This is a genomic window from Serratia quinivorans, assembly GCF_946227985.1.
GTDB lineage: Bacteria > Pseudomonadota > Gammaproteobacteria > Enterobacterales > Enterobacteriaceae > Serratia > Serratia quinivorans_A.
The window spans coordinates 574,143-592,440 of sequence record NZ_CAMKGL010000002.1; the positions used below are offsets into that span (position 1 = coordinate 574,143).

Consider the following 18,298-nt stretch of genomic DNA (forward strand, 5'->3'; position numbering starts at 1 on the left):
GAATGCTGAACTTATCCTCACGGCTTTATTTTATCCCGGCGATTGCCAGCAGCGCCCCGAAGGTGATCAGTAACCCCCCAAAGGCTCTGTCGATGCCTTTACGCAGTCGCAGCAGACGTGCATTGATGCCCGGTGCCGAAAACAGCAGTGCGACGGCGCTGAACCAGAGGATATGGGCAAGTGCAATGAATAACCCGTAACCTATTTGCACGCTCAGTGGCGTTTGCGGGTTAACCACCTGCATAAACAGGCTAACGATAAAAATGGTGGTTTTGGGGTTCAACACGTTAGTTAAAAATCCGGTTTTCAGGGCGGAGAAATCGCTAACGGCGGCCGGTGTGGTTGAAGAGGCAGCGGCACTTGCACCGGCGTTACGCAGCATGCTGAAGCCGAGGTAAATCAGGTAGGCGGCACCGATTGCTTTCAACAATGTGAACAACCACAGCGATTGCTGGATCAATACGCCGACCCCGATCAGGGTGTAGCTGACGTGGATAAGAACACCGCCGCCAATACCGCAGGCGGTCAGCACTCCGGCACGACGAGAAAGCAGCAGGCTGTTGCGTGACACCATGGCAAAATCTGGCCCCGGGCTGATGACAGCGAGTAAGGTAATGGTGACGACAGCGATGAGTTCGGTCATAGTTATCCTATAAAAAATCAGAAGAGAGTATCTGATTTATAAAAGGAATGATTGATGGTGACAAACGATGAAAACTGACGATATCGGTGAGAAAAACTCACGCAAGGTAAACCGACCCCTGTCATTAGGGGGCTTGCGTTGTTTTGAGGCTGCTGCACGGTTGGAAAGCTTTACCCAGGCGGCTAACAGCCTGAGCCTGACGCACGGGGCGGTTAGCCGAGCGGTCAGGGCGCTGGAAGATGAACTTGGCGTTGCGTTGTTCGAACGTCGCCATCGGCGGGTACATCTGACCGCCGCCGGGAGAGTGCTGCTGCAAGCTTCGCAACAGGCGTTTGGCATTCTGGAACATACGGCACAAACGCTGCGACAGCAGGCACAGGATGCACCGCTGGTATTATCTTGCGAGCCGACGTTGTTAATGCGCTGGCTGATACCGCGTTTGCCGGCTTTTCAGCTGGCACATCCTGACATCAACCTGCAGCTGGTTGCGGGGGGTGGGCCGTTTTCGTTTAAAGACGGTATTAGCGCAGCTATCCGTCGTAACGATTTTGATTGGGGCGATAAGCTGCATAGCGTAACGCTGTTCGATGAGCGGGTTGGGCCGGTGTGCAAATCTGAAATGGTGCAGCGTTTTATTGCCGTTAATGATGGCCAGCCCGCCTTGAGCCATGACGCGGTATTGCTGCACTCGGCGACCCGGCCTGACGCCTGGCGGCAGTGGGCACAGTCGCAGGGTGTGGCACTCAAGGGGCGACCGGAGCAGCGTTTCGATCATTTTTACTTCAGCTTGCAGGCGGCGGTGGCGGGGGTCGGTGTCGCTATCGGCCCGTGGCAGCAGGTGCGCGATGACGTTGCCTCCGGGCTATTGAGCGCCCCTTTTGGCTTCGTGCCAGACGGCAGCGGTTACTGTTTGCTGACGCCGCAGGAAATCCGGCCGGGCAGTGCTCTGGCCCGGCTGGCCGATTGGCTGCAGCTTACGGCATACGCCTGATTTTTTGCGCCAGGCGCTGTTGTTGCCAGCGACCGATCGCATCACGCAACAGCAGGGTACGTGTGGCACGCATCACCAGCGCGATGCTCATGCCGCCGATGGCCCACAGCGACCAGAGATATTGCGGATGGGTAAACCAGTTGATGGCAAACAGCATCAGGCCGATGCAGGCAAACCGTACCGCCATGCTCAACAGCTTGGTTTCCGCTTCTACCTGTCGGCGAATAGCCTGTTCTGCCTGATTGTTGTTGTCACTATTGTCCTGCTGCGCCGGCTGATAAAGATCGCCGATCTGTAGCCCCATGGCTGAGGCAATTGCGGTCAGGGTTTCCAGGCTGGCTTGTTCGCCATTTTCAATACGCTGTACGGTTCGGGTGCTAAGGCCAGCGATAGTGGCCAGTTGTTCCTGTGACCAGCCTTTATCCAGCCGTAATTGCCTGATGCGGTAGGTTTGCATTGCGTTCTCCAACGTGAGACATCACTGGGGCAAAGTGTAGGGGCTGACAGGGTCTTTCGCCACGACAGCAGCATGACATATGCACGACAGACAGGCGACAGCCCGCAGCAAGCGCGGGCTGTCGTGGTGATCAGAAGGAGACGTTGCGAATAAAACGCAATGGGTGATCCGTACGATTAGCGTAAGCATAGTGCTGATCGCTATTGAATACCTGGGTTTGTCCGGCCTCCAGCGTCAGGGTTTGCTGTTCCAGCACCAGAGTCAGGCTACCGGCGATCACGTAGATAATTTCGTTCCAGCCTTCGGCATCCGGTACCGATTCGTAGTGCTCGCCCGGCATCAGCGTCCATTCCCACAGTTCAACCCGCTGGCGCGCGGGCACGCTGGCGGCGAACAGCGCCTGGCTTGCCGGTTGTACTCCCTGCCAGGCCAGTTCACCGACCAAATGGCTGCCGCGCGCTTCGGGCGCCTGGATCAGATCGGTGAAGGAGATATTCAGCGCCTCGGCCAGCTTGTCCAGCACCGCCAGGCTAACGTTACGGTCACCGGCCTCAATGCCGGCGAGCATGCGGCGGCTGACGTCGGATTTTTCGGCCAACGCCACCTGGCTAAGCCCCGCCTGCTGGCGATAACCGCGCAGGTTGCTGCTCAGGTATTGCAGTACCTTGGGAGCGTCATGTTTACCGTTGTTCACTGTATTGCCCATCCGCAGGCTTTACCTCATACTGGCAGGATCTGTGCATTATATTGCACCCAGCAGGAAGGGCAAGCCGGTGTCCGCAGTAAAAAAATCCTTTATTTCAACGTACATTCCCAAGATAAAACGACAGGAAGCGGTGCTGATTTTCATCACCATGATCTGGGGCGGCACCTTTTTGGCGGTGCATCTTGCCATGCAGGTCAGCGGGCCGTTCTTTTTCGTCGGCTTGCGCTTCGCCGCGGCTACGTTGGTGTTGATGTTGTTCTCCCTGCGCAGTTTGCGCGGGCTGACCTGGTATGAGCTGAAAGCGGGCGTGTTTATCGGCGTTGCCATTATGTTCGGCTACGGTCTGCAAACCGTGGGGCTACAAACCATCAGCAGCAGCCAGTCGGCGTTTATTACCGCCATGTATGTGCCTATGGTGCCGCTGTTGCAGTGGTTGGTATTGGGACGTTTTCCCGGTGTGATGGCCTGGGTTGGCGTGTTACTGGCATTCACCGGTCTGATGCTGCTGGCAGCGCCGAGCAGCAGCGATATGACGCTCAGCGTGGGTGAGATACTGACGCTGATTGGCACGTTGGGCATGGCCGCCGAGATCATTTTGATTGGTGCCTATGCGGGCAAGGTCAATGTCAAGCGGGTGACGGTGGTGCAGTTGGCTACCGCCTCACTGGCTTCGTTCCTGATGATGGTGCCTACCGGCGAGTCGGTACCCGCGTATAGCAGCTACCTGTTGTACAGCGCGATTGGCCTGGGGATCGCCAGTGCCATCATTCAAGTGACGATGAACTGGGCGCAACGCAGCGTTTCGCCAACGCGTGCCACGGTCATCTATGCCGGTGAGCCGGTCTGGGCCGGGTTGGTCGGGCGTATTGCCGGCGAACGTTTGCCCGGTGTCGCCCTGTTGGGGTGCGCATTGATCGTGTTGGGGGTGCTGGTTAGCGAACTGCGTATTCGCCGTAAAGGGAAAGCGGCGGCGCTGGCCGAATAAGGCCCGTTGACCGGGCCATGATCGCTAATTAACGTACGGCACTGTCTGCCAGCGGCAGCGCTTTACGCCTGCGCAGCAGGGCATTAAGGATAATGGCTCCGAAAGTGGCGGTGCCTATCCCCCCCATGGTGAAGTTGCCAATAGTCAGTGCAAAATCGCCTGCACCCAATACCAGCGTGACCGCAACCATAATCAGGTTGCCGTTATCGCCCAGGTCTACTTTGTTTTGCACCCAAATACGCGCACCGGCGACGGCGATCAGACCGAATACCACCACCGAGGCACCACCCAAAACCGGGCCGGGAATCGTGTGGATCAGCGCGCCGAACTTCGGTGAAAACCCCAGCACAATCGCTACCAACGCCGCCGCGACAAATACCAGCGTAGAGTAAATTTTGGTCACCGACATTACGCCGATATTCTCGGCATAGGTGGTCACACCGGTACCGCCCACTGAACCGGAGAGCATCGTCGCCAGCCCGTCGCCGACGAAGGCGCGGCCGATATAAGGGTCGAGATCGCGACCGGTCATGCCCGCCACCGCTTTGACATGCCCGAGGTTTTCCGCCACCAGAATGATCGCCACCGGAGCAATCAGCAACATGGCGTGCAGGTTAAACACCGGCGTGGTGAACTGTGGCAGGCCGAACCAGGCTGCCTGGCTTAGTGCACTGTAATCTACCGGTTTGCCAAGCCCAAACCCGTTGGTCGCTATCACGTAGATTAAATAGGCGGCGATCAATCCCATCAGGATCAACAGCCGCTGCATCAGCCCGCGGGTGAATACCGCGACCGAGCCGATACACAAAATAGTGGTCACCGCCATCCAACTGTCAAAGTTGGACGCTGAAACGCTGCGCACCGCGATAGGTGCCAGGTTAAGGCCAATCGCCATCACCACGGCACCGGTCACCACCGGCGGCATCAGGCGTTCGATCCAACGGGTACCCACGCTCATCACCACCAGGCCGATCAGCAGGTACACCAGGCCACAGGCGATAATGCCGCCAAGCGCCAGCGCAATATTCGGGTTAGCGCCCTGGCCACCGTAGCCGGTCAGCGTGATCACCAGCCCGACAAACGCCGCGCTGGAACCGAGATAGCTTGGTACCCGGCCGCCAACCACCAGGAAAAACAGCAGCGTGCCGATGCCGGACATCAGAATGGCCAGGTTGGCGTCAAAACCCATCAGCAGTGGCATCAGCACCGTGGCACCAAACATCGCCACCGCATGTTGCAACCCCATCACCAGCGTTTGCGCCAGCGAAAGCCGTTCATCGGGCGCGACAACCGAACCGTCCAGACTGCCTTGTTTCATGCGCCATTGGGGAAACCAGGTATTCGCCATCGTTATCTCCAAAATTTCAGGGTGCAGGTGAATGTGTTTGAGTGCTTATGCGCCGCTCATTGTTTCAACAGCGAGTGGTAGCGCCGGTCGAAATAGGCCAGGCCGTGGCTGTCGTCATTACGCGTCAGCGCCAGTGCCTGGCAGAACAGAATGTCGTGGGTGCCGACGCTGACAATCTGGCCGATCTGGCAGTCGAACGAGACCACCGCACCGTGCAGGATGGGGGATCCGGTCGCCAGTGTAGACCAGCGAGCCGCGGAGAATCGCAGGTCCATCGGGGTTTTACCGCCGAACAGATTCGACAGCGACTCGTGTTCCGCGGCCAGCGTATTGACGCACAGCGTCTGATTTTGTTTGAACACCGAATAGACCGACGCGGAGCGGTTCAGGCACACCAACAAGGTTGGTGGCGTGTCGGTGACGCTGCAGACTGCCGATGCGGTAAAACCGGCTCGGCCGGCAGGGCCATCGGTGGTGATGATATTGACTGCCGATCCCAGGCGGGCCATGGCATCGCGGAAGTCCTGTTTTTTTACATACGGCGGCTGTAGTGGCGTATCGGCAAGCAGCGTTTGGCTTTGCATATTGTGTCTCCGGGCTAGGGTAGCAGGCGGGTTTTGGCGTTGTGCGTTTTCAACAGCCAACCCAGCAGGATGCGATTAAAGCGCTCGGTGTCGGTCACGCTCATCGCATGCCCCCCGTAGGCCATCTCGGCCAGTTCGCCGTTCGGCAGGCTGGCCGCCAACTGATGCGAGCAGTGATAGGGCACCAGCAAATCGTCGCGGGAGCACAGCGCCAGGGTTGGCGTGGTAATGTCCGCCAGGTGCGGACGGAAATCGGTATTCATCAGCGCAGTCAGACGGCGCAGCAGGTTTTCGGTGCCCTGAAAATGTGCGGTCTGGTGCTGCAACTCTTCATCCAGCAAGGCGGAGTGCTGCGACAGCCAGTCGGCGGGGAACAGGAACAGCGGCTGGGCGCGCACATAGGCTTCCACACCGCTGTTGAGCAACAGATCCTGACGTACTTTGAAGCAGCGGCGGGTCTGGCTGTCCAACGACGGCCAGCCGTTGACCACCACCAGTTTTTCGACCAGTTGCGGATGCGTGAGCGCCAATTGCAGGCCAATCATGCCCCCCAGTGCATGGCCGACGAAGTAACAGCCGTCGACGTTGAGTGAACGCAGCAACTGCGCCACTTCATCGGCCATATCGGCCATGCTGTAGCCATCTGGCACGCTCCCTTTGCTGCGTGCGGTACCGAAGTGATCGTAAACCACCACCCGAAAGTGCTCACCCAGCGCGTTAATCTGCGGTTGCCAAAAACTGCCTGCGCCACCCAGTCCGGCGGAGAGTACCAACGTGGGTGCCAACGGCGTGTCTTTTCCCAAAATCTCAAAGTACATGTTCGGTCCTCAGCGGATAATGACTCAGCGGCCCAGATGGGCCACGGTGGCAATTTCAATCAGGGCGTCCGGCTTTACCAATCCGCACTGAATGCAGTAGCGCGCCGGTTTGTCGCCGGGGAAATACTCTGCATACACCTGATTGATGGCGGCATAGTTTTGCCAGTCGGTGAGGAATATCGAGTTAAAGGTCACGTCGTCCATGCAGCCACCGGCAGTTTCAATCACGCTTTTGATGGTCTCCAGCACGTGACGGGTTTGCGCTGCCGCGTCACCGACGTGCACCACGTTATTGTTTTTATCGAATGCCAGCGTGCCCGAGACGTAAACCACGCCATCGGCCAGGGTGCCGGGCACGAAAGGAGCCAGCGGTGTGCCGGTGCCCGGCGGAGTAATAATGGTTTTTGGCATAGTGGCGCTCCTGGTGAAAATTTAATTTTGGTTAAAGGCGAGCAAAACTCATGCCGTCTGGCTGAGCGGGGCGGTGAGCACATCACAGAAACTGTCGACATCAGATACCCAGCCAAAGAAGGTTTCGATGTTGTACAGCGCCGCCTGCTGGGCGAACTGCGGGCCGGCCTGGTGGGTGGCGTCGGCCAGCACGATGCCGAAATACTCGAGGAAAAAGCCGTCGCGCAGCGTGGATTCCACACAGACGTTGGTAGCAATGCCGGTAAACACCAGATGATGAATGCCGTAAGAGCGCAGCAGGCTGTCGAGCTGAGTGTTGAAGAAGCCGCTGTAGCGCGGTTTCGGGATCAGGATATCACCGGGTTGCGGTTGGAGTTCGTCCACCAGATCGTAATCCCAGTTGCCCTTGGCCAGCAGCTTGCCCCTCAGTTCCGGGCGTTTACGCATGGTTTTCAGCGCATTCGATTTATGCCAGTTGGGGGAGCCCTGTCCACCGGCCTCGACGTACTGGCTGTCCCAGCCATTTTGGAAAAATATCACCTTAATACCGGCGGCGCGGGCAGCGCTGATGGCACGTTTGATGTTGGCGATCACCGGAGCGGTGGCCGAGACATCAAAACCGGCGAGATCCAGATAGCCGCCCTGCGACGCGTAGGCATTTTGCATATCCACCACGATCAGCGCGGTTTCCTGCGGCGCAAAGGCGATAGCCTCCGGACGGGCGGGTAGGGTAAGCGTAACCTCGGCCTGCGGCGACTGACGGCGTACTACCGGTTGGTTTTCAACAATTTTCATTATGCCACCTCGCGGCTTGCGGCAGTCTGCGGGCAAACGTCGACGCGGCTTTTCATCAACGGCTGGATGCGCTCGCCAAAGTTTTCCACCCCTTTGACGAAGTCATCGAAGGTCAGCAGCACACCTTCGGTGCCGGGCACGGTGGCGATTTCATCCATCATGCGCGCCACGTTGGCGTAGGAACCGACCAGCGTGCCCATATTGATATTGACCGCGGAGGTGGGGTCCGCCATTTGGCGTACGTTGGTGTCGGCACCGGATTGGGTGTCCTTGCCGCTTTGCTCAGTCAGCCAGGCCAGGGCTTCGGTATCGGCCCCTGCTTTATAGCTTTCCCACTTGGCGCGGGCGGCCTCGTCGGTTTCATCGGCGATAATCATAAACAGCACGTAGCAGGCCACGCTGCGGCCTTCGTTATCCGCCGCAGTTTTTAAGCGTGCTGCGGTTGGCGCAAAGGCGGTCGGCGTGTTGACGCCCTTGCCGAAGCAGAAGTTGTAATCGGCATATTTGGCCGAGAAGGCCATGCCCGCGTCACTTTGCCCGGCGCAGATCACCTTGATGTCCGCCTGCGGCTGTGGGCTGACGCGACAGTCGTCCATCCGGAAAAACTCGCCTTTGAAATCGGATTTACCGGTGCCCCACAGATCGCGCAGCACATGGACGTACTCCGCCAGATAGTCGTATCGACGGCCAAAGTAATCGTCGCCCGGCCACATGCCCATCTGCTCGTATTCCGGCTTCTGCCAGCCCGTCACTACATTCAGGCCAAAACGCCCGTTGGAAATGGAGTCAATGGTGGAGGCCATGCGGGCGACGATCGCCGGTGGCATGGTCAACGTGGCGGCCGTGGCGTAGATCTTGATGCGCGAGGTGACGGCGGCCAGCCCGGCCATCAGGGTGAAGGACTCCAGGTTGTGATCCCAGAATTCGGTTTTGCCACCGAAACCGCGCAGTTTGATCATCGACAGGGCAAAATCGAAGTTGTAGTGCTCGGCCTTCTGCACGATGGTTTTGTTGAGTTCAAACGTCGGTTGGTACTGCGGAGCATTGCTGGAAATCAGCCAGCCGTTGTTGCCGATCGGGATAAATACGCCAATTTTCATTTGAACACCTCGGTTGCTAGTGGAACGGATCATGCGTCGCCTGAATGTTTTCTGCGGACGGCGCTGGATACGGAGGCTTTTGCAAAGGCGGTGCCAGTTTTTAAAATGGGTTATTTATCAATGAATTGTTTTTATTTTGTGATTTTCATGTTGAGCGAATGGTCTAAAACAGACCATTTGGTCAAAACGACATGCACAAAAAACAGGCGTAACTGCTCATTAAAGGTGCAGGAAATCACTCGGAAGGGGTAGGTAAAAGCGTGGGTTTCACCCAATGGCTTTGTTATGCTGGCCAAAATCTGGTTGTGCCAAGGAGCCGTAGTGAAGCCACAAGCCGTTAAACCCCCTACACGCCGCTCGCGTGCGGTAGCCGCAAAACGCAGCGCTATCCTGGATGCGGCACTGGAGTTTTTCTCGCTGTACGGTATCCATGGCACCAGTCTGGACCAGGTAGCAGAACGTGCCGACGTGTCCAAAACCAATCTGCTGTATTACTTCCCTTCCAAGGAAGAACTGTATCTGGCGGTGCTGAAAGATATTCTCGACGTCTGGCTGGCGCCATTGAAGGCGCTGCGCGCCGATCAGGAACCCCTGCAGGCGATTCGCGAATATATCCGACTGAAACTTGAGGTATCCCGCCATCACCCGCAGGCCTCACGGTTGTTTTGTCTGGAGATGATCCAGGGAGCACCGCTGCTGAAACAAGAGCTGCAGGGCGGGTTGAAGGCGCTGGTGGACGAGAAGTCCGCGATGATTGAGCGCTGGATCGCCGCAGGCCATATCGCGGCGGTAGAGCCGCATCATCTGATCTTCATGCTGTGGGCAACCACTCAACACTACGCAGATTTTTGGGTGCAGGTGGAGGCAGTGACCGGCAAGACCCTGGCCGATGAGGCGTTTTTTCAGCAGACGGTGGAGAACGTGCAGCGGGTGATCATCGAGGGTATCCGGCCGCGCTAGGCGGATGAGAGCAGGGGGATAGCGAACTATCCCCCGTGGGAAATGTTAAGCGGTTTTCTTTTTGCGCAGGAACACGTAGGACAGACCGAGCACCACAAACCACAGCGGCGTGACGATCAGTGCCTGGCGGGTGTCTTCGCGCAGCGTCAGTAGCACCAACACAAAGGCGAAGAACGCCATACAGACCCAGCACATCAGCTTGCCGGCCGGCATCTTGTAGATTGATTTCTGGTGCAGCGCCGGACGTTGCTTACGGTAAACCAGGTACGAACACAGGATGATGGTCCAGACAAACATAAACAGAATCGCCGAGACGGTGGTCACCAGCGTGAAGACCGTCATCACGTTCGGGATCAGGTAAATCAGTACCACCCCACCCAGCAGGCAGATACAGGAGAAGGTCAGGCCATTCGCCGGCACTGCTCGCTTGGACAGGTGGGCAAACGACTTGGGCGCATCGCCTTCCTGTGCCAGACCGAACAACATACGGCTGGTGGAGAACACACCACTGTTGGCGGAGGACGCGGCGGAGGTCAGCACCACAAAGTTGATCACGCTGGCCGCGGCAGGCAGGCCAATCAGCACGAACAGCTCTACGAACGGGCTTTTGTCGGCGACCACGGAACTCCACGGCGTGACCGACATAATCACGATCAGGGCGAATACGTAGAACATGATGATGCGGATAGGTATCGAGTTAATCGCGCGCGGCAGCACTTTTTCCGGGTCTTTGGTTTCAGCCGCGGTGGTGCCCACCAGCTCAATGCCGACAAAGGCGAACACCGCAATCTGGAAGCCGGCGAAGAAGCCGCTGATGCCTTTCGGGAACATACCGCCGTCATTCCACAGGTGTGAGAACGACGCGACGGTGCCGGTCGGTGACTGGAACTGCATGGCGATCATCACCAGCCCGGCGATGATCAGCCCGACAATGGCGACGATTTTGATCATCGCGAACCAGAATTCCATCTCACCAAACATTTTCACCGTTGCCAGGTTCAGGCCAAGCAGCAGCAGGATACACAGCAAAGAAGCGATCCACTGTGACAGTCCGGGGAACCAGAACTGTGCGTAGGCGGTGATCGCCACCACGTCGGCAATACCGGTGACCACCCAGCAGAACCAGTAGGTCCAGCCGGTAAAGAAGCCGGCCCAGGGACCGAGCAGGTCGGCGGCGAAATCGCTGAAGGATTTATATTCCAGATTGGAGAGCAGCAGCTCGCCCATGGCGCGCATCACGAAGAACAGCATAAAGCCGATAATCATGTACACGAAGATGATCGAAGGCCCGGCCAGGCTGATGGTTTTGCCGGAGCCCATAAACAGACCCGTACCTATGGCACCGCCGATGGCGATCAGTTGAATATGTCGGTTAGTTAGGTTTCGCCGTAGATGATCTTCTGATTCTGGCGCGGCCTCTGCGGCTATTTTAGAGTGATCTACCATCTGATGATGTCCTGTTTTACCTGTCATGAGTGAAATAGCGAGCTCTGAAGTGGCTCTTTTTTATACGATTATCCGGTTCTCCCGGCTTTAGTAAGGTAGTGCAATAACGCCACCTTTGTGCAACATGTTTACAACATTTATGCGAGGGATAAAAGTCGATTGTTCTTTACACTGCGGAGGCAAATCGGACGTCTCGGGGGCGGAAGATTACTCTGGGTCTTGGCAGATTAACAGCACTAATGCGGCTTATCTTGTTGATAAAACAGGGGCTTAAAATACCGCATGAGAAAAACTAATGGGTGTAAGCGTTTGTCATTCGGGGGCCGGGGTGAATAAGTCAGCGGATGGAGTCGTAAGCAGGGGGTGAGCATTCTGGGCGGTTAAACAATTGATGACAGAGCTGGATTTGTCATTACTTATCAACAAAATCAATCTGTTATTGGGTCTCTCTCTGCGTGATTTTTTAAGAATAATACTTAATTGAGACTCGCCCCACAAAAATGGCATCCTTCCAGGGTGAATATTCAGTTAAGTGATCTGACGCAGACTGGGCCTATCGCCACCCCCTTTATCCCGTTTTCCAAGAGCCGATCTCCTGCAAAATTGATAATGAAACTTTTGGCGGGGTGAGCCGATTTGCACAACCGTACCGCAAGGCGTGAACAGGTTTGCGCACTGGCTAGGGCGTATCAATCAAGTGAATGTGCTCTCGGTTTTCATGGAATAGCCGTCGACAAAGAATGCGGTAACAGTCTCGGTCGAATTCATCAGTCGGGAGGCTGAGTTTTTCAGCCTCATGCAGCGAAGGGGCGGTACCGAGGTAGAACCAATTGCTGATGACATGGAAAGCCATAAGTTGGCCTTGCCGTTCCTCGATAGCGATCCTGCCGGGGAATGGCCAGTGCCGCACCTGGGCCTGCGTCAGGGCAGAAAGCAGTCGGGTTTGGTGCGCTTGTGGGCTCTCTTTACCGCAGCAGACACCGGCGCACTTGCCTAATTGGTGGCGAAAGCAAGGGTGTCCGGGGCGCCCCTTTTCAATATCCAGATACGTCAGGCAGAGTCGTTCCCGATCGGCAATGTCGAGTAGAAAGTCGACGGCAGCCGTGCGCCTTAGAAACAGGCCGTATAAGTCTGGCGTTCGCGAGAAGTCCAGTGAGTCACTGAATACGATACGCGTTTGGGTGTCGTTAACCTGCAGGGCGCAGAGCCGTCGAATTTTACGCAGTCGCTTGTTGTAGAGGGGACTTTGCTGTTTCACCAGGGAGGATTCAAGCAGCAGCGCACCAATCTCACCGACCGTCTCGATAAAGGTGATGCGGCGGGTGGCGGAAAGCAACCGCGCTTCGCGCGGATTACGCAGATGAGACTGAACCCGGCGGCGAATGTTGACACTCTTACCGATGTATAGCGGATGAGCACAGTTTTCACCGTGAAAGAAATAAACCCCGCAAGTCTGCGGCAGGTTGGCGACCTCTCCGGTCAGATGTTCAGGGTATTGATACATGTGGACTATCAGGAGCTCACTGCTTGTGGTGACGTGGCGCATTACGCCAAAGATAATATTTTCTTATTATAGGCCGCATCAGCCTCTCAGGTAATGCCGAAATTTACGCCAAAGCCTATATCCATCAGAACTGAATGAATAGAACCCCATTTGCGGGTTTCTTTGTATTCAAAACACCCGGCTAACCAGCATCAGGGCCAGCGCCCAAATCCCGGCGGACAGCGCGCTGGCGCAATAGACCTGCCTGAGGGGCAATGCAATGATGCCGGCGACCAACGGCACGCTGTAGCGCATCACCGCCAAAAAACGCGAGATAAACAACAGTGGCATCCCTTTTTTCTGCAGTGTGGTTTGTGCCTTGTGCAGTGGCGCCTGAAATCTGACCGGCAGTCCTTTAAGCGACCCCTGGCGGCAGAACAGCGCGCCACAATGGAAGGACAAAACGGAGCCGAGCAGGGCGCCCAGGGTAATCGCCGCCCAGACATAGCCGTCGGGGATCACCGGTTTACCGGCAACGATACCCAGCATCAGCGTGACCGACGCAGGTGGCAGCAGCGAAGAAATAAAAATCACTGACTTTCCCAGCGAAAATAAAAAGATAATCAACAACAGGAATTCAGGTTCCGGGCTGTATTTGGCGATAATTTGTGTGAGTTGTTCCATCGGCCACCTTTGAAAATGTATTCTCTGGTGACCAGTGTCCCATTCGTAACTTCAATAAATGGTCAATTAGGTTTTGTTAACTGAATAGGTTCATCCTGATGAGATAGCGCGGTTACCCTGGTGATACGCCTGAGATAAAAACAAGGAAGGTAACAATGTTAAAAGTGATTGCTGAAGATTTTATCAAGCTCGATTGTGTAGAAACGGTGATGCCGCTCTATCAGGAACTGGTGGAGAAAACCCGGCAGGAGCCGCTTTGCCTCTCCTATGAGTTGTTTATTGATCACCAGGATGCGGGGCATTTTATTTTTGTCGAGGAGTGGCCCGATCGCGCCGCACTGGACGCCCATTGCCAAACGGAACACTTCAGGCGTTTGGTGCCCTTGATCAATCAGCACCAGAGTAAACCCTGTACCTTCCTGTTTATGCAGCCTTATTCCGCCGTGAAATCCTAATCAGCAAAAAAAGCCCCGCAGAGCGGGGTTAATGGCTTCTCAAACACTGTCTTGTAGTGATTAAAAATTAGACTGCGAATGATTGCCATTCACTAAGAATGTTCTCAAAAGGGTTTCGCCGCGGCCTGGCGCACCCGCGCCACCCAGCTTTGCTGGTAGTCAAAGGAAGGGGCTTCATGCCGGTTCAAACCTTGGCGGACGATGGCCTTCACCGCCTGACTCGCCAGCGGATTTTTTTGTGCAATCTGTCGGGCGAGTGTCAGCGCCTCCTCGCGTGCGCTGCCCTCACTGATGCGGGAAATGGCTCCCTGTTGCCAGGCCTCCTGCGCGCTGATGACTCGGCCGGTCAGTAACCACTCGAGAGCGATGTAGGGTGAGATGCGCGCCGGCAGCCGTGAACATCCCCCCTGCGCGGCAATCAATCCCAGCCCGGTTTCCGGGAAACTGAACTGTGCGTCGCGGCTGGCGACGATCAGGTCGCAGGCCAGCGCGATCTCGAAGCCGCCGCCGAAGGCGATGCCCGCTACGGCGGCAATAATCACCTTGGTAAGTTGGGCATGCACCAGGCCGCCAAATCCCTCCGGTTCGACCACCGGCAGTTCGCCCTGCTGGAAGGCTCTGACGTCCATCCCAGCGGAAAACACCTGCGGCAGGCCGGTCAGCACGATCACCCGAACGGCATCATCCTGTTCGGCCCGTTGCAAATAGCCCTGGATCAGTTGCGCCATCGCCAGATTGATGGCGTTCTTTTTTTCCGGTCGGTTCAGGGTAATCACGGCAATGCCGTCATCTTGTTCATACAGCACCGGGGGGGGCAGGTCACTCATTGGCTTTTTCTCCCTGGAAGAACAGCAACGTCAGCAGCAGGGCGATAGCCCCCAGCGGCAGCGAGAACAAGGGGAGATAAAAGGCCGGCAGCGCATACAGCGTCAGCCCCCCCAGCATGCCACCCGCTGCGATGCCGGCATACAGCACCGAGCTGTTGAGTGAAACGGTCAACGCGCCAAAGCGTTTGGACAGCGATAACAAGTGGTGCTGGATCGGCACCAGATACATCCAGCCGGTAATGCCCCATACCAGAAAGATCGCCAGTACCCAGCCGGGGGAACTGACGTAAAAGGCCAGCAGGAACAGCGAAACGGTTTGCACCGATACCGAAAACAGCAGCACAAACTTGCTGCCGAAGGTATCGGTCAACAGGCCGGAAACGAAGTTACCGATAACGGCGCCAATACCGAACACCAGCAACGCGATCGGTAAAATAGCCTCCGGGCCAAACTGGGTGTTTTTCAGCAATACGCTCACATAGCTGTAAACGATATGCTCGGAGCAGACGGCGAAAAAGGTGATCAGTAAGGTGGTCAGTACCGCTTTTTGTCGCAGCGGAGCAAGCCGCTCTTTCAGCGTGTGTTTACCCGGTGCCGCGATGGTGCTCAGTGCCAGCGAAAGCCCCAACAGTGAAACCGCGCCCAACAGGGCAATCAGCAAAAAGATTTCCCGCCAGCCGATCAACCTGGCCAGGAAGGTGCCGAAGGGAATACCGAGGGCAATAGCCAGGGTCATGCCGCCGTAAACGATAGATATCGCCAGCCCGCGGCGTTTTTCCGCTACCAATCCAACCGCAGCCGCCGCGGCCTGCGGCGTATAGCAAGCCGCGCCCAGCGCCGCCAGCACCCGCCCGGCAGACATTTGCAAAAAGCTGTCGGCATAGGCGCAGACCAGATTACCGGCGATAAATAACACCAGGGCCAACTGCAAAATATGTTTGCGATTGAGGTTACCCAGCAGCCAGGCGGTCAGCGGGGCAAACAGCATATACGCCAGGGCAAACACCGAGATTAACTGCCCCGCTTGCGCGGGGCTGACGGCAAAGGTACCGGAAATCTCGTCGAGGATACCGGCGACAATAAATGCGTCGGTCCCTATGGCAAAGGTGCCGGTCGCCATCAGACACAGCGTAAGAAAATGGCCGTTATAGTCCGTCAACTTCATCCTGCTCTCCGTAACTGATTGGCGTCCCAGACTTTGCTTAACGCCGCCAGGAAATATTCCACGTCCTCATGAGTATGAGCAGAGGTCGGCGTAACGCGCAAACGCTCGCTACCGGCCGGTACCGTTGGCGCGTTCACCGGCTGCACGTAAATATCGTACTCGTCGAGCAATTGCTTGCTGATGTGCTTGTTGCGGTGTGGATCGCCGACCAGTACCGGCAGAATGTGGCTGTCCTGCGAGACCAGCGGAATGCCGGCGTCGCGCAGGCCGGATTTCAAATGGTCGATAATCGCCAGCAGGTGCTTGCGTTGGGTGTCATGCTCCAGGTTGTATTTGAAACTGGCCAGCGCGGCCGCCACCACAGGAGCAGGGGACGAGGTGCTGAAGACAAACGCCGGCGACCAGCTACGCACTGCTTCAACCACTGCGCGGGGGGCGGCGATATAGCCACCGGCAGCACCGTAAGATTTGCCAAAGCCACCCTGAATAATGGTGATCTTGTCCAACAGGCCAAGTTGTTCGGCATAGCCCAACCCGCGATGGCCGTAAACGCCGGCAGAGTGGATCTCGTCCAGATAGGTCAGCGCCTGATATTTCTCCGACAGTTCCACAATTTGTGCCAGCGGCGCAAAGTCACCGTCCATTGAATACAGCGACTCGAAGGCGATCAGCTTGGGCCGATGCGGATCGGCGGCCTGCAGCAGTTCGGCCAGATGGGCCACGTCATTGTGGCGGAAGATTTTTTTCTCCGCCTTGCTGTAACGGATGCCGTAAATCATCGAGGCGTGGTTCAGCTCATCGGAAAACACAATCAGATCGGGAATGGCATCGCACAGGGTGGACAAGGTGGCGTCATTGGCACCGAATCCGGTGGTAAACAGCAGCGCCGACTCTTTGCCGTAGGCGCTGGCTAACAGGGTTTCCAATTCGCTGTGGTAGACAGAAGTGCCGGAAATGCTGCGTGCGCCGCAGGTACCCAGCCCGACACGGTTCACCGCGTCGGTCGTGGCCAGGATGACTTTAGGGTGATGGCTCATGGCCAGATAGTCATTGGAGCACCAGACGTTCAAACGGCGTTCACCGTTCTGACCGTGGCTGGTGGCCCAGGGTTTATCCAGCACGCTGCGTTCCAGATTGAGGAACTCACGGAAGCGGCCCTGTTTTTTGGTTTCGGCCAGTTTTTCTTCAAGAATGTTCAATACGCTCATACGGAATTCCTTGCATTAGAGGGCTTTAATGACCAATGAAACACCCTGGCCGACACCGACACACATTGTCACCAGCGCATGCTTTAATTGCCGGGTATGCAGCTCCAGCGCGCTGGTCAACACCAGTCGCGCGCCGGACATGCCCAGCGGATGCCCGAGGGCGATGGCTCCGCCGTTTGGATTGACCCGCGTATCCTTGACGTCGATACGCCAGCTTTTCAGCGTCGCCAGCACCTGGGCGGCAAACGCCTCATTAATTTCAATCACGTCAAAATCGTTCAGGGTAAAACCGGACCGCGCCAGAAGCCGTTCGGTGGCGGCGATCGGCCCAATTCCCATCAGCGATGGGGCGACGCCGGCGCTGGCGCTGTCACCTATCTCCGCCAGCGGCTGCAGCGACTTGCGTTTCACATAGCGGCCGCTGGCCAGCAACAGCACCGCAGCGCCGTCATTAATGCCGGAGGCGTTACCGGCCGTGACCGAGCCGTCGGGGGTAAAGGCCGGTTTCAGCGCCTGCAATTTTTGCAGCGTGGTCTGACGTGGGAACTCGTCCTGCTCGAAGGTTTTGCGGATTTTACGGTCGCCCTGTACCTCGAGCGGCGTTATCTCCCGGGCCAAGCGGCCATTTTCGATCGCCCGCCAGGCCTTCTGCTGCGAGGCCAGGGCAAAAGCATCCTGATCTTCACGGGATATCCGGTACTGCTGCGCGACGTTCTCCGCCGTTATGCCCAGTGGATCGCTACCATAGCGCTGGGCTAACTGCGGGTTAATAAAACGCCAGCCGAGGGTGGTGTCGTAGAGTTTGACCCCCTTGTCGAAAGGCGTTTCACTTTTGCCCATCACGTAGGGCGCACGGCTCATGCTCTCCACACCACCGGCCAAGACCAGATCGCTGAGCCCGCTTTTTATTTTTGCGCTGGCGTAGATCACCGCATCCAGCCCGGACGCACACAAACGGTTAAGGGTAATCGCCGGCACGCCCTGATCCAGACCGGAGAGCAGTGCTGCCATCCGGGCCACGTTACGGTTGTCTTCTCCGGCCTGATTGGCGCAGCCGAGGATCACTTCATCAATATCCGCTTCGGTTTCCGGATGTCGTTGCAGCAGCGCCCGGATAATAGAGGCCGCCATATCGTCTGGACGAGTTAACGCCAGGCTACCGCCATAGGCGCCAATAGCCGTGCGCGTGCCGTCGATCAGATAGACCCCATCGTCTTTAATCGTCATCATTT

General features: G+C 56.8%; 20 protein-coding genes. 4 read left to right on the forward strand and 16 right to left on the reverse strand.

Translation table 11 applies throughout. The features are described from left to right. Nucleotides 1–25 precede the first annotated feature (25 nt). On the reverse strand, nucleotides 26–643 hold the full coding sequence (locus OCH02_RS11225) for a LysE family transporter (protein WP_261431287.1): 618 nt from the start codon (nucleotides 641–643) through the stop codon (nucleotides 26–28). Nucleotides 644–710: 67 nt separating this feature from the next. Between OCH02_RS11225 and OCH02_RS11230 the strand changes: the two genes are divergently transcribed. Further along, nucleotides 711–1,634 carry a LysR family transcriptional regulator gene (locus tag OCH02_RS11230; protein WP_261431288.1) on the forward strand — a complete coding sequence of 308 codons (924 nt, stop codon included), beginning with the start codon at nucleotides 711–713 and terminating at the stop codon, nucleotides 1,632–1,634. On the opposite strand, the gene OCH02_RS11235 is transcribed toward OCH02_RS11230, so the two are convergent. Continuing rightward, nucleotides 1,618–2,091, reverse strand: coding sequence for a helix-turn-helix domain-containing protein (locus OCH02_RS11235; protein WP_261431289.1), 474 nt, complete (start codon nucleotides 2,089–2,091; stop codon nucleotides 1,618–1,620). The two genes, OCH02_RS11230 and OCH02_RS11235, sit on opposite strands and share 17 nt — an antisense overlap. A gap of 130 nt (nucleotides 2,092–2,221) precedes the next feature. Then, the gene (locus tag OCH02_RS11240) at nucleotides 2,222–2,797 is read right to left on the reverse strand and encodes a helix-turn-helix domain-containing protein (protein ID WP_261431290.1); all 576 of its coding nucleotides are present in this window, start codon (nucleotides 2,795–2,797) and stop codon (nucleotides 2,222–2,224) included. Nucleotides 2,798–2,864: 67 nt separating this feature from the next. Here OCH02_RS11240 and OCH02_RS11245 point away from each other — a divergent pair, with 67 nt between their 5' ends. After that, nucleotides 2,865–3,782: a DMT family transporter gene (locus OCH02_RS11245; RefSeq protein WP_261431291.1), complete on the forward strand. Its 918-nt coding sequence runs from the start codon at nucleotides 2,865–2,867 to the stop codon at nucleotides 3,780–3,782. Between the two features lie 28 nt (nucleotides 3,783–3,810). On the opposite strand, the gene rutG is transcribed toward OCH02_RS11245, so the two are convergent. From rutG to rutA, 6 genes are read right to left on the reverse strand one after another with little or no spacing between them, the layout of a single operon-like run. Next, a complete protein-coding gene (gene rutG, locus OCH02_RS11250; RefSeq protein WP_261431292.1) occupies nucleotides 3,811–5,130 on the reverse strand; it encodes a pyrimidine utilization transport protein G in 1,320 nt (439 codons plus the stop codon). Between the two features lie 56 nt (nucleotides 5,131–5,186). Then, a complete protein-coding gene (gene rutF, locus OCH02_RS11255) occupies nucleotides 5,187–5,714 on the reverse strand; it encodes an NADH-dependent FMN reductase RutF (protein WP_261431293.1) in 528 nt (175 codons plus the stop codon). Nucleotides 5,715–5,728: 14 nt separating this feature from the next. Further along, a complete protein-coding gene (rutD, locus tag OCH02_RS11260) occupies nucleotides 5,729–6,532 on the reverse strand; it encodes a pyrimidine utilization protein D (protein WP_261431294.1) in 804 nt (267 codons plus the stop codon). Between the two features lie 24 nt (nucleotides 6,533–6,556). Then, nucleotides 6,557–6,943 carry a pyrimidine utilization protein C gene (rutC, locus tag OCH02_RS11265; protein ID WP_261431295.1) on the reverse strand — a complete coding sequence of 129 codons (387 nt, stop codon included), beginning with the start codon at nucleotides 6,941–6,943 and terminating at the stop codon, nucleotides 6,557–6,559. Nucleotides 6,944–6,991: 48 nt separating this feature from the next. Further along, nucleotides 6,992–7,738 carry a pyrimidine utilization protein B gene (gene rutB, locus OCH02_RS11270; protein ID WP_261431296.1) on the reverse strand — a complete coding sequence of 249 codons (747 nt, stop codon included), beginning with the start codon at nucleotides 7,736–7,738 and terminating at the stop codon, nucleotides 6,992–6,994. Continuing rightward, the gene (rutA, locus tag OCH02_RS11275; protein ID WP_261431297.1) at nucleotides 7,738–8,838 is read right to left on the reverse strand and encodes a pyrimidine utilization protein A; all 1,101 of its coding nucleotides are present in this window, start codon (nucleotides 8,836–8,838) and stop codon (nucleotides 7,738–7,740) included. Before rutA ends, rutB begins: the two co-directional genes overlap by 1 nt. Before the next feature lie 285 nt (nucleotides 8,839–9,123). On the opposite strand from rutA, the gene rutR reads away from it, so the two are divergent. Then, nucleotides 9,124–9,798, forward strand: a complete 675-nt coding sequence (gene rutR, locus OCH02_RS11280) for an HTH-type transcriptional regulator RutR (RefSeq protein ID WP_261431299.1) — start codon at nucleotides 9,124–9,126, stop codon at nucleotides 9,796–9,798. A 45-nt stretch (nucleotides 9,799–9,843) separates the two neighbouring features. On the opposite strand, the gene cycA is transcribed toward rutR, so the two are convergent. The 3 genes from cycA to OCH02_RS11295 all read right to left on the reverse strand — a co-directional run bounded on the left by cycA (nucleotide 9,844) and on the right by OCH02_RS11295 (nucleotide 13,411). Then, nucleotides 9,844–11,244 carry a D-serine/D-alanine/glycine transporter gene (gene cycA / locus OCH02_RS11285; RefSeq protein WP_026142302.1) on the reverse strand — a complete coding sequence of 467 codons (1,401 nt, stop codon included), beginning with the start codon at nucleotides 11,242–11,244 and terminating at the stop codon, nucleotides 9,844–9,846. A gap of 679 nt (nucleotides 11,245–11,923) precedes the next feature. Beyond that, nucleotides 11,924–12,790: an excinuclease Cho gene (gene cho / locus OCH02_RS11290; RefSeq protein WP_261431300.1), complete on the reverse strand. Its 867-nt coding sequence runs from the start codon at nucleotides 12,788–12,790 to the stop codon at nucleotides 11,924–11,926. Nucleotides 12,791–12,916: 126 nt separating this feature from the next. After that, on the reverse strand, nucleotides 12,917–13,411 hold the full coding sequence (locus OCH02_RS11295) for a DedA family protein (protein ID WP_261431301.1): 495 nt from the start codon (nucleotides 13,409–13,411) through the stop codon (nucleotides 12,917–12,919). A 155-nt stretch (nucleotides 13,412–13,566) separates the two neighbouring features. Between OCH02_RS11295 and OCH02_RS11300 the strand changes: the two genes are divergently transcribed. Further along, complete coding sequence (locus OCH02_RS11300; protein WP_261431302.1) at nucleotides 13,567–13,866, forward strand: putative quinol monooxygenase; 300 nt, start codon at nucleotides 13,567–13,569, stop codon at nucleotides 13,864–13,866. Nucleotides 13,867–13,970: 104 nt separating this feature from the next. Here the strand turns inward: OCH02_RS11300 and OCH02_RS11305 are convergent, their stop codons facing one another. Genes OCH02_RS11305 through OCH02_RS11320 form a run of 4 tightly spaced genes read right to left on the reverse strand, consistent with a single transcriptional unit; the run spans nucleotide 13,971 to nucleotide 18,293 of the window. Then, nucleotides 13,971–14,693: an enoyl-CoA hydratase-related protein gene (locus OCH02_RS11305; RefSeq protein ID WP_261431303.1), complete on the reverse strand. Its 723-nt coding sequence runs from the start codon at nucleotides 14,691–14,693 to the stop codon at nucleotides 13,971–13,973. Further along, entirely contained in the window at nucleotides 14,686–15,858 is a 1,173-nt protein-coding gene (locus OCH02_RS11310; RefSeq protein WP_261431304.1) for an MFS transporter, read from the reverse strand. Before OCH02_RS11310 ends, OCH02_RS11305 begins: the two co-directional genes overlap by 8 nt. Beyond that, nucleotides 15,855–17,066, reverse strand: coding sequence for a 5-aminolevulinate synthase (gene hemA, locus OCH02_RS11315; RefSeq protein WP_261431305.1), 1,212 nt, complete (start codon nucleotides 17,064–17,066; stop codon nucleotides 15,855–15,857). Before hemA ends, OCH02_RS11310 begins: the two co-directional genes overlap by 4 nt. Before the next feature lie 15 nt (nucleotides 17,067–17,081). Then, on the reverse strand, nucleotides 17,082–18,293 hold the full coding sequence (locus OCH02_RS11320; RefSeq protein WP_261431358.1) for an acetyl-CoA C-acyltransferase: 1,212 nt from the start codon (nucleotides 18,291–18,293) through the stop codon (nucleotides 17,082–17,084). Nucleotides 18,294–18,298: the final 5 nt, after the last annotated feature.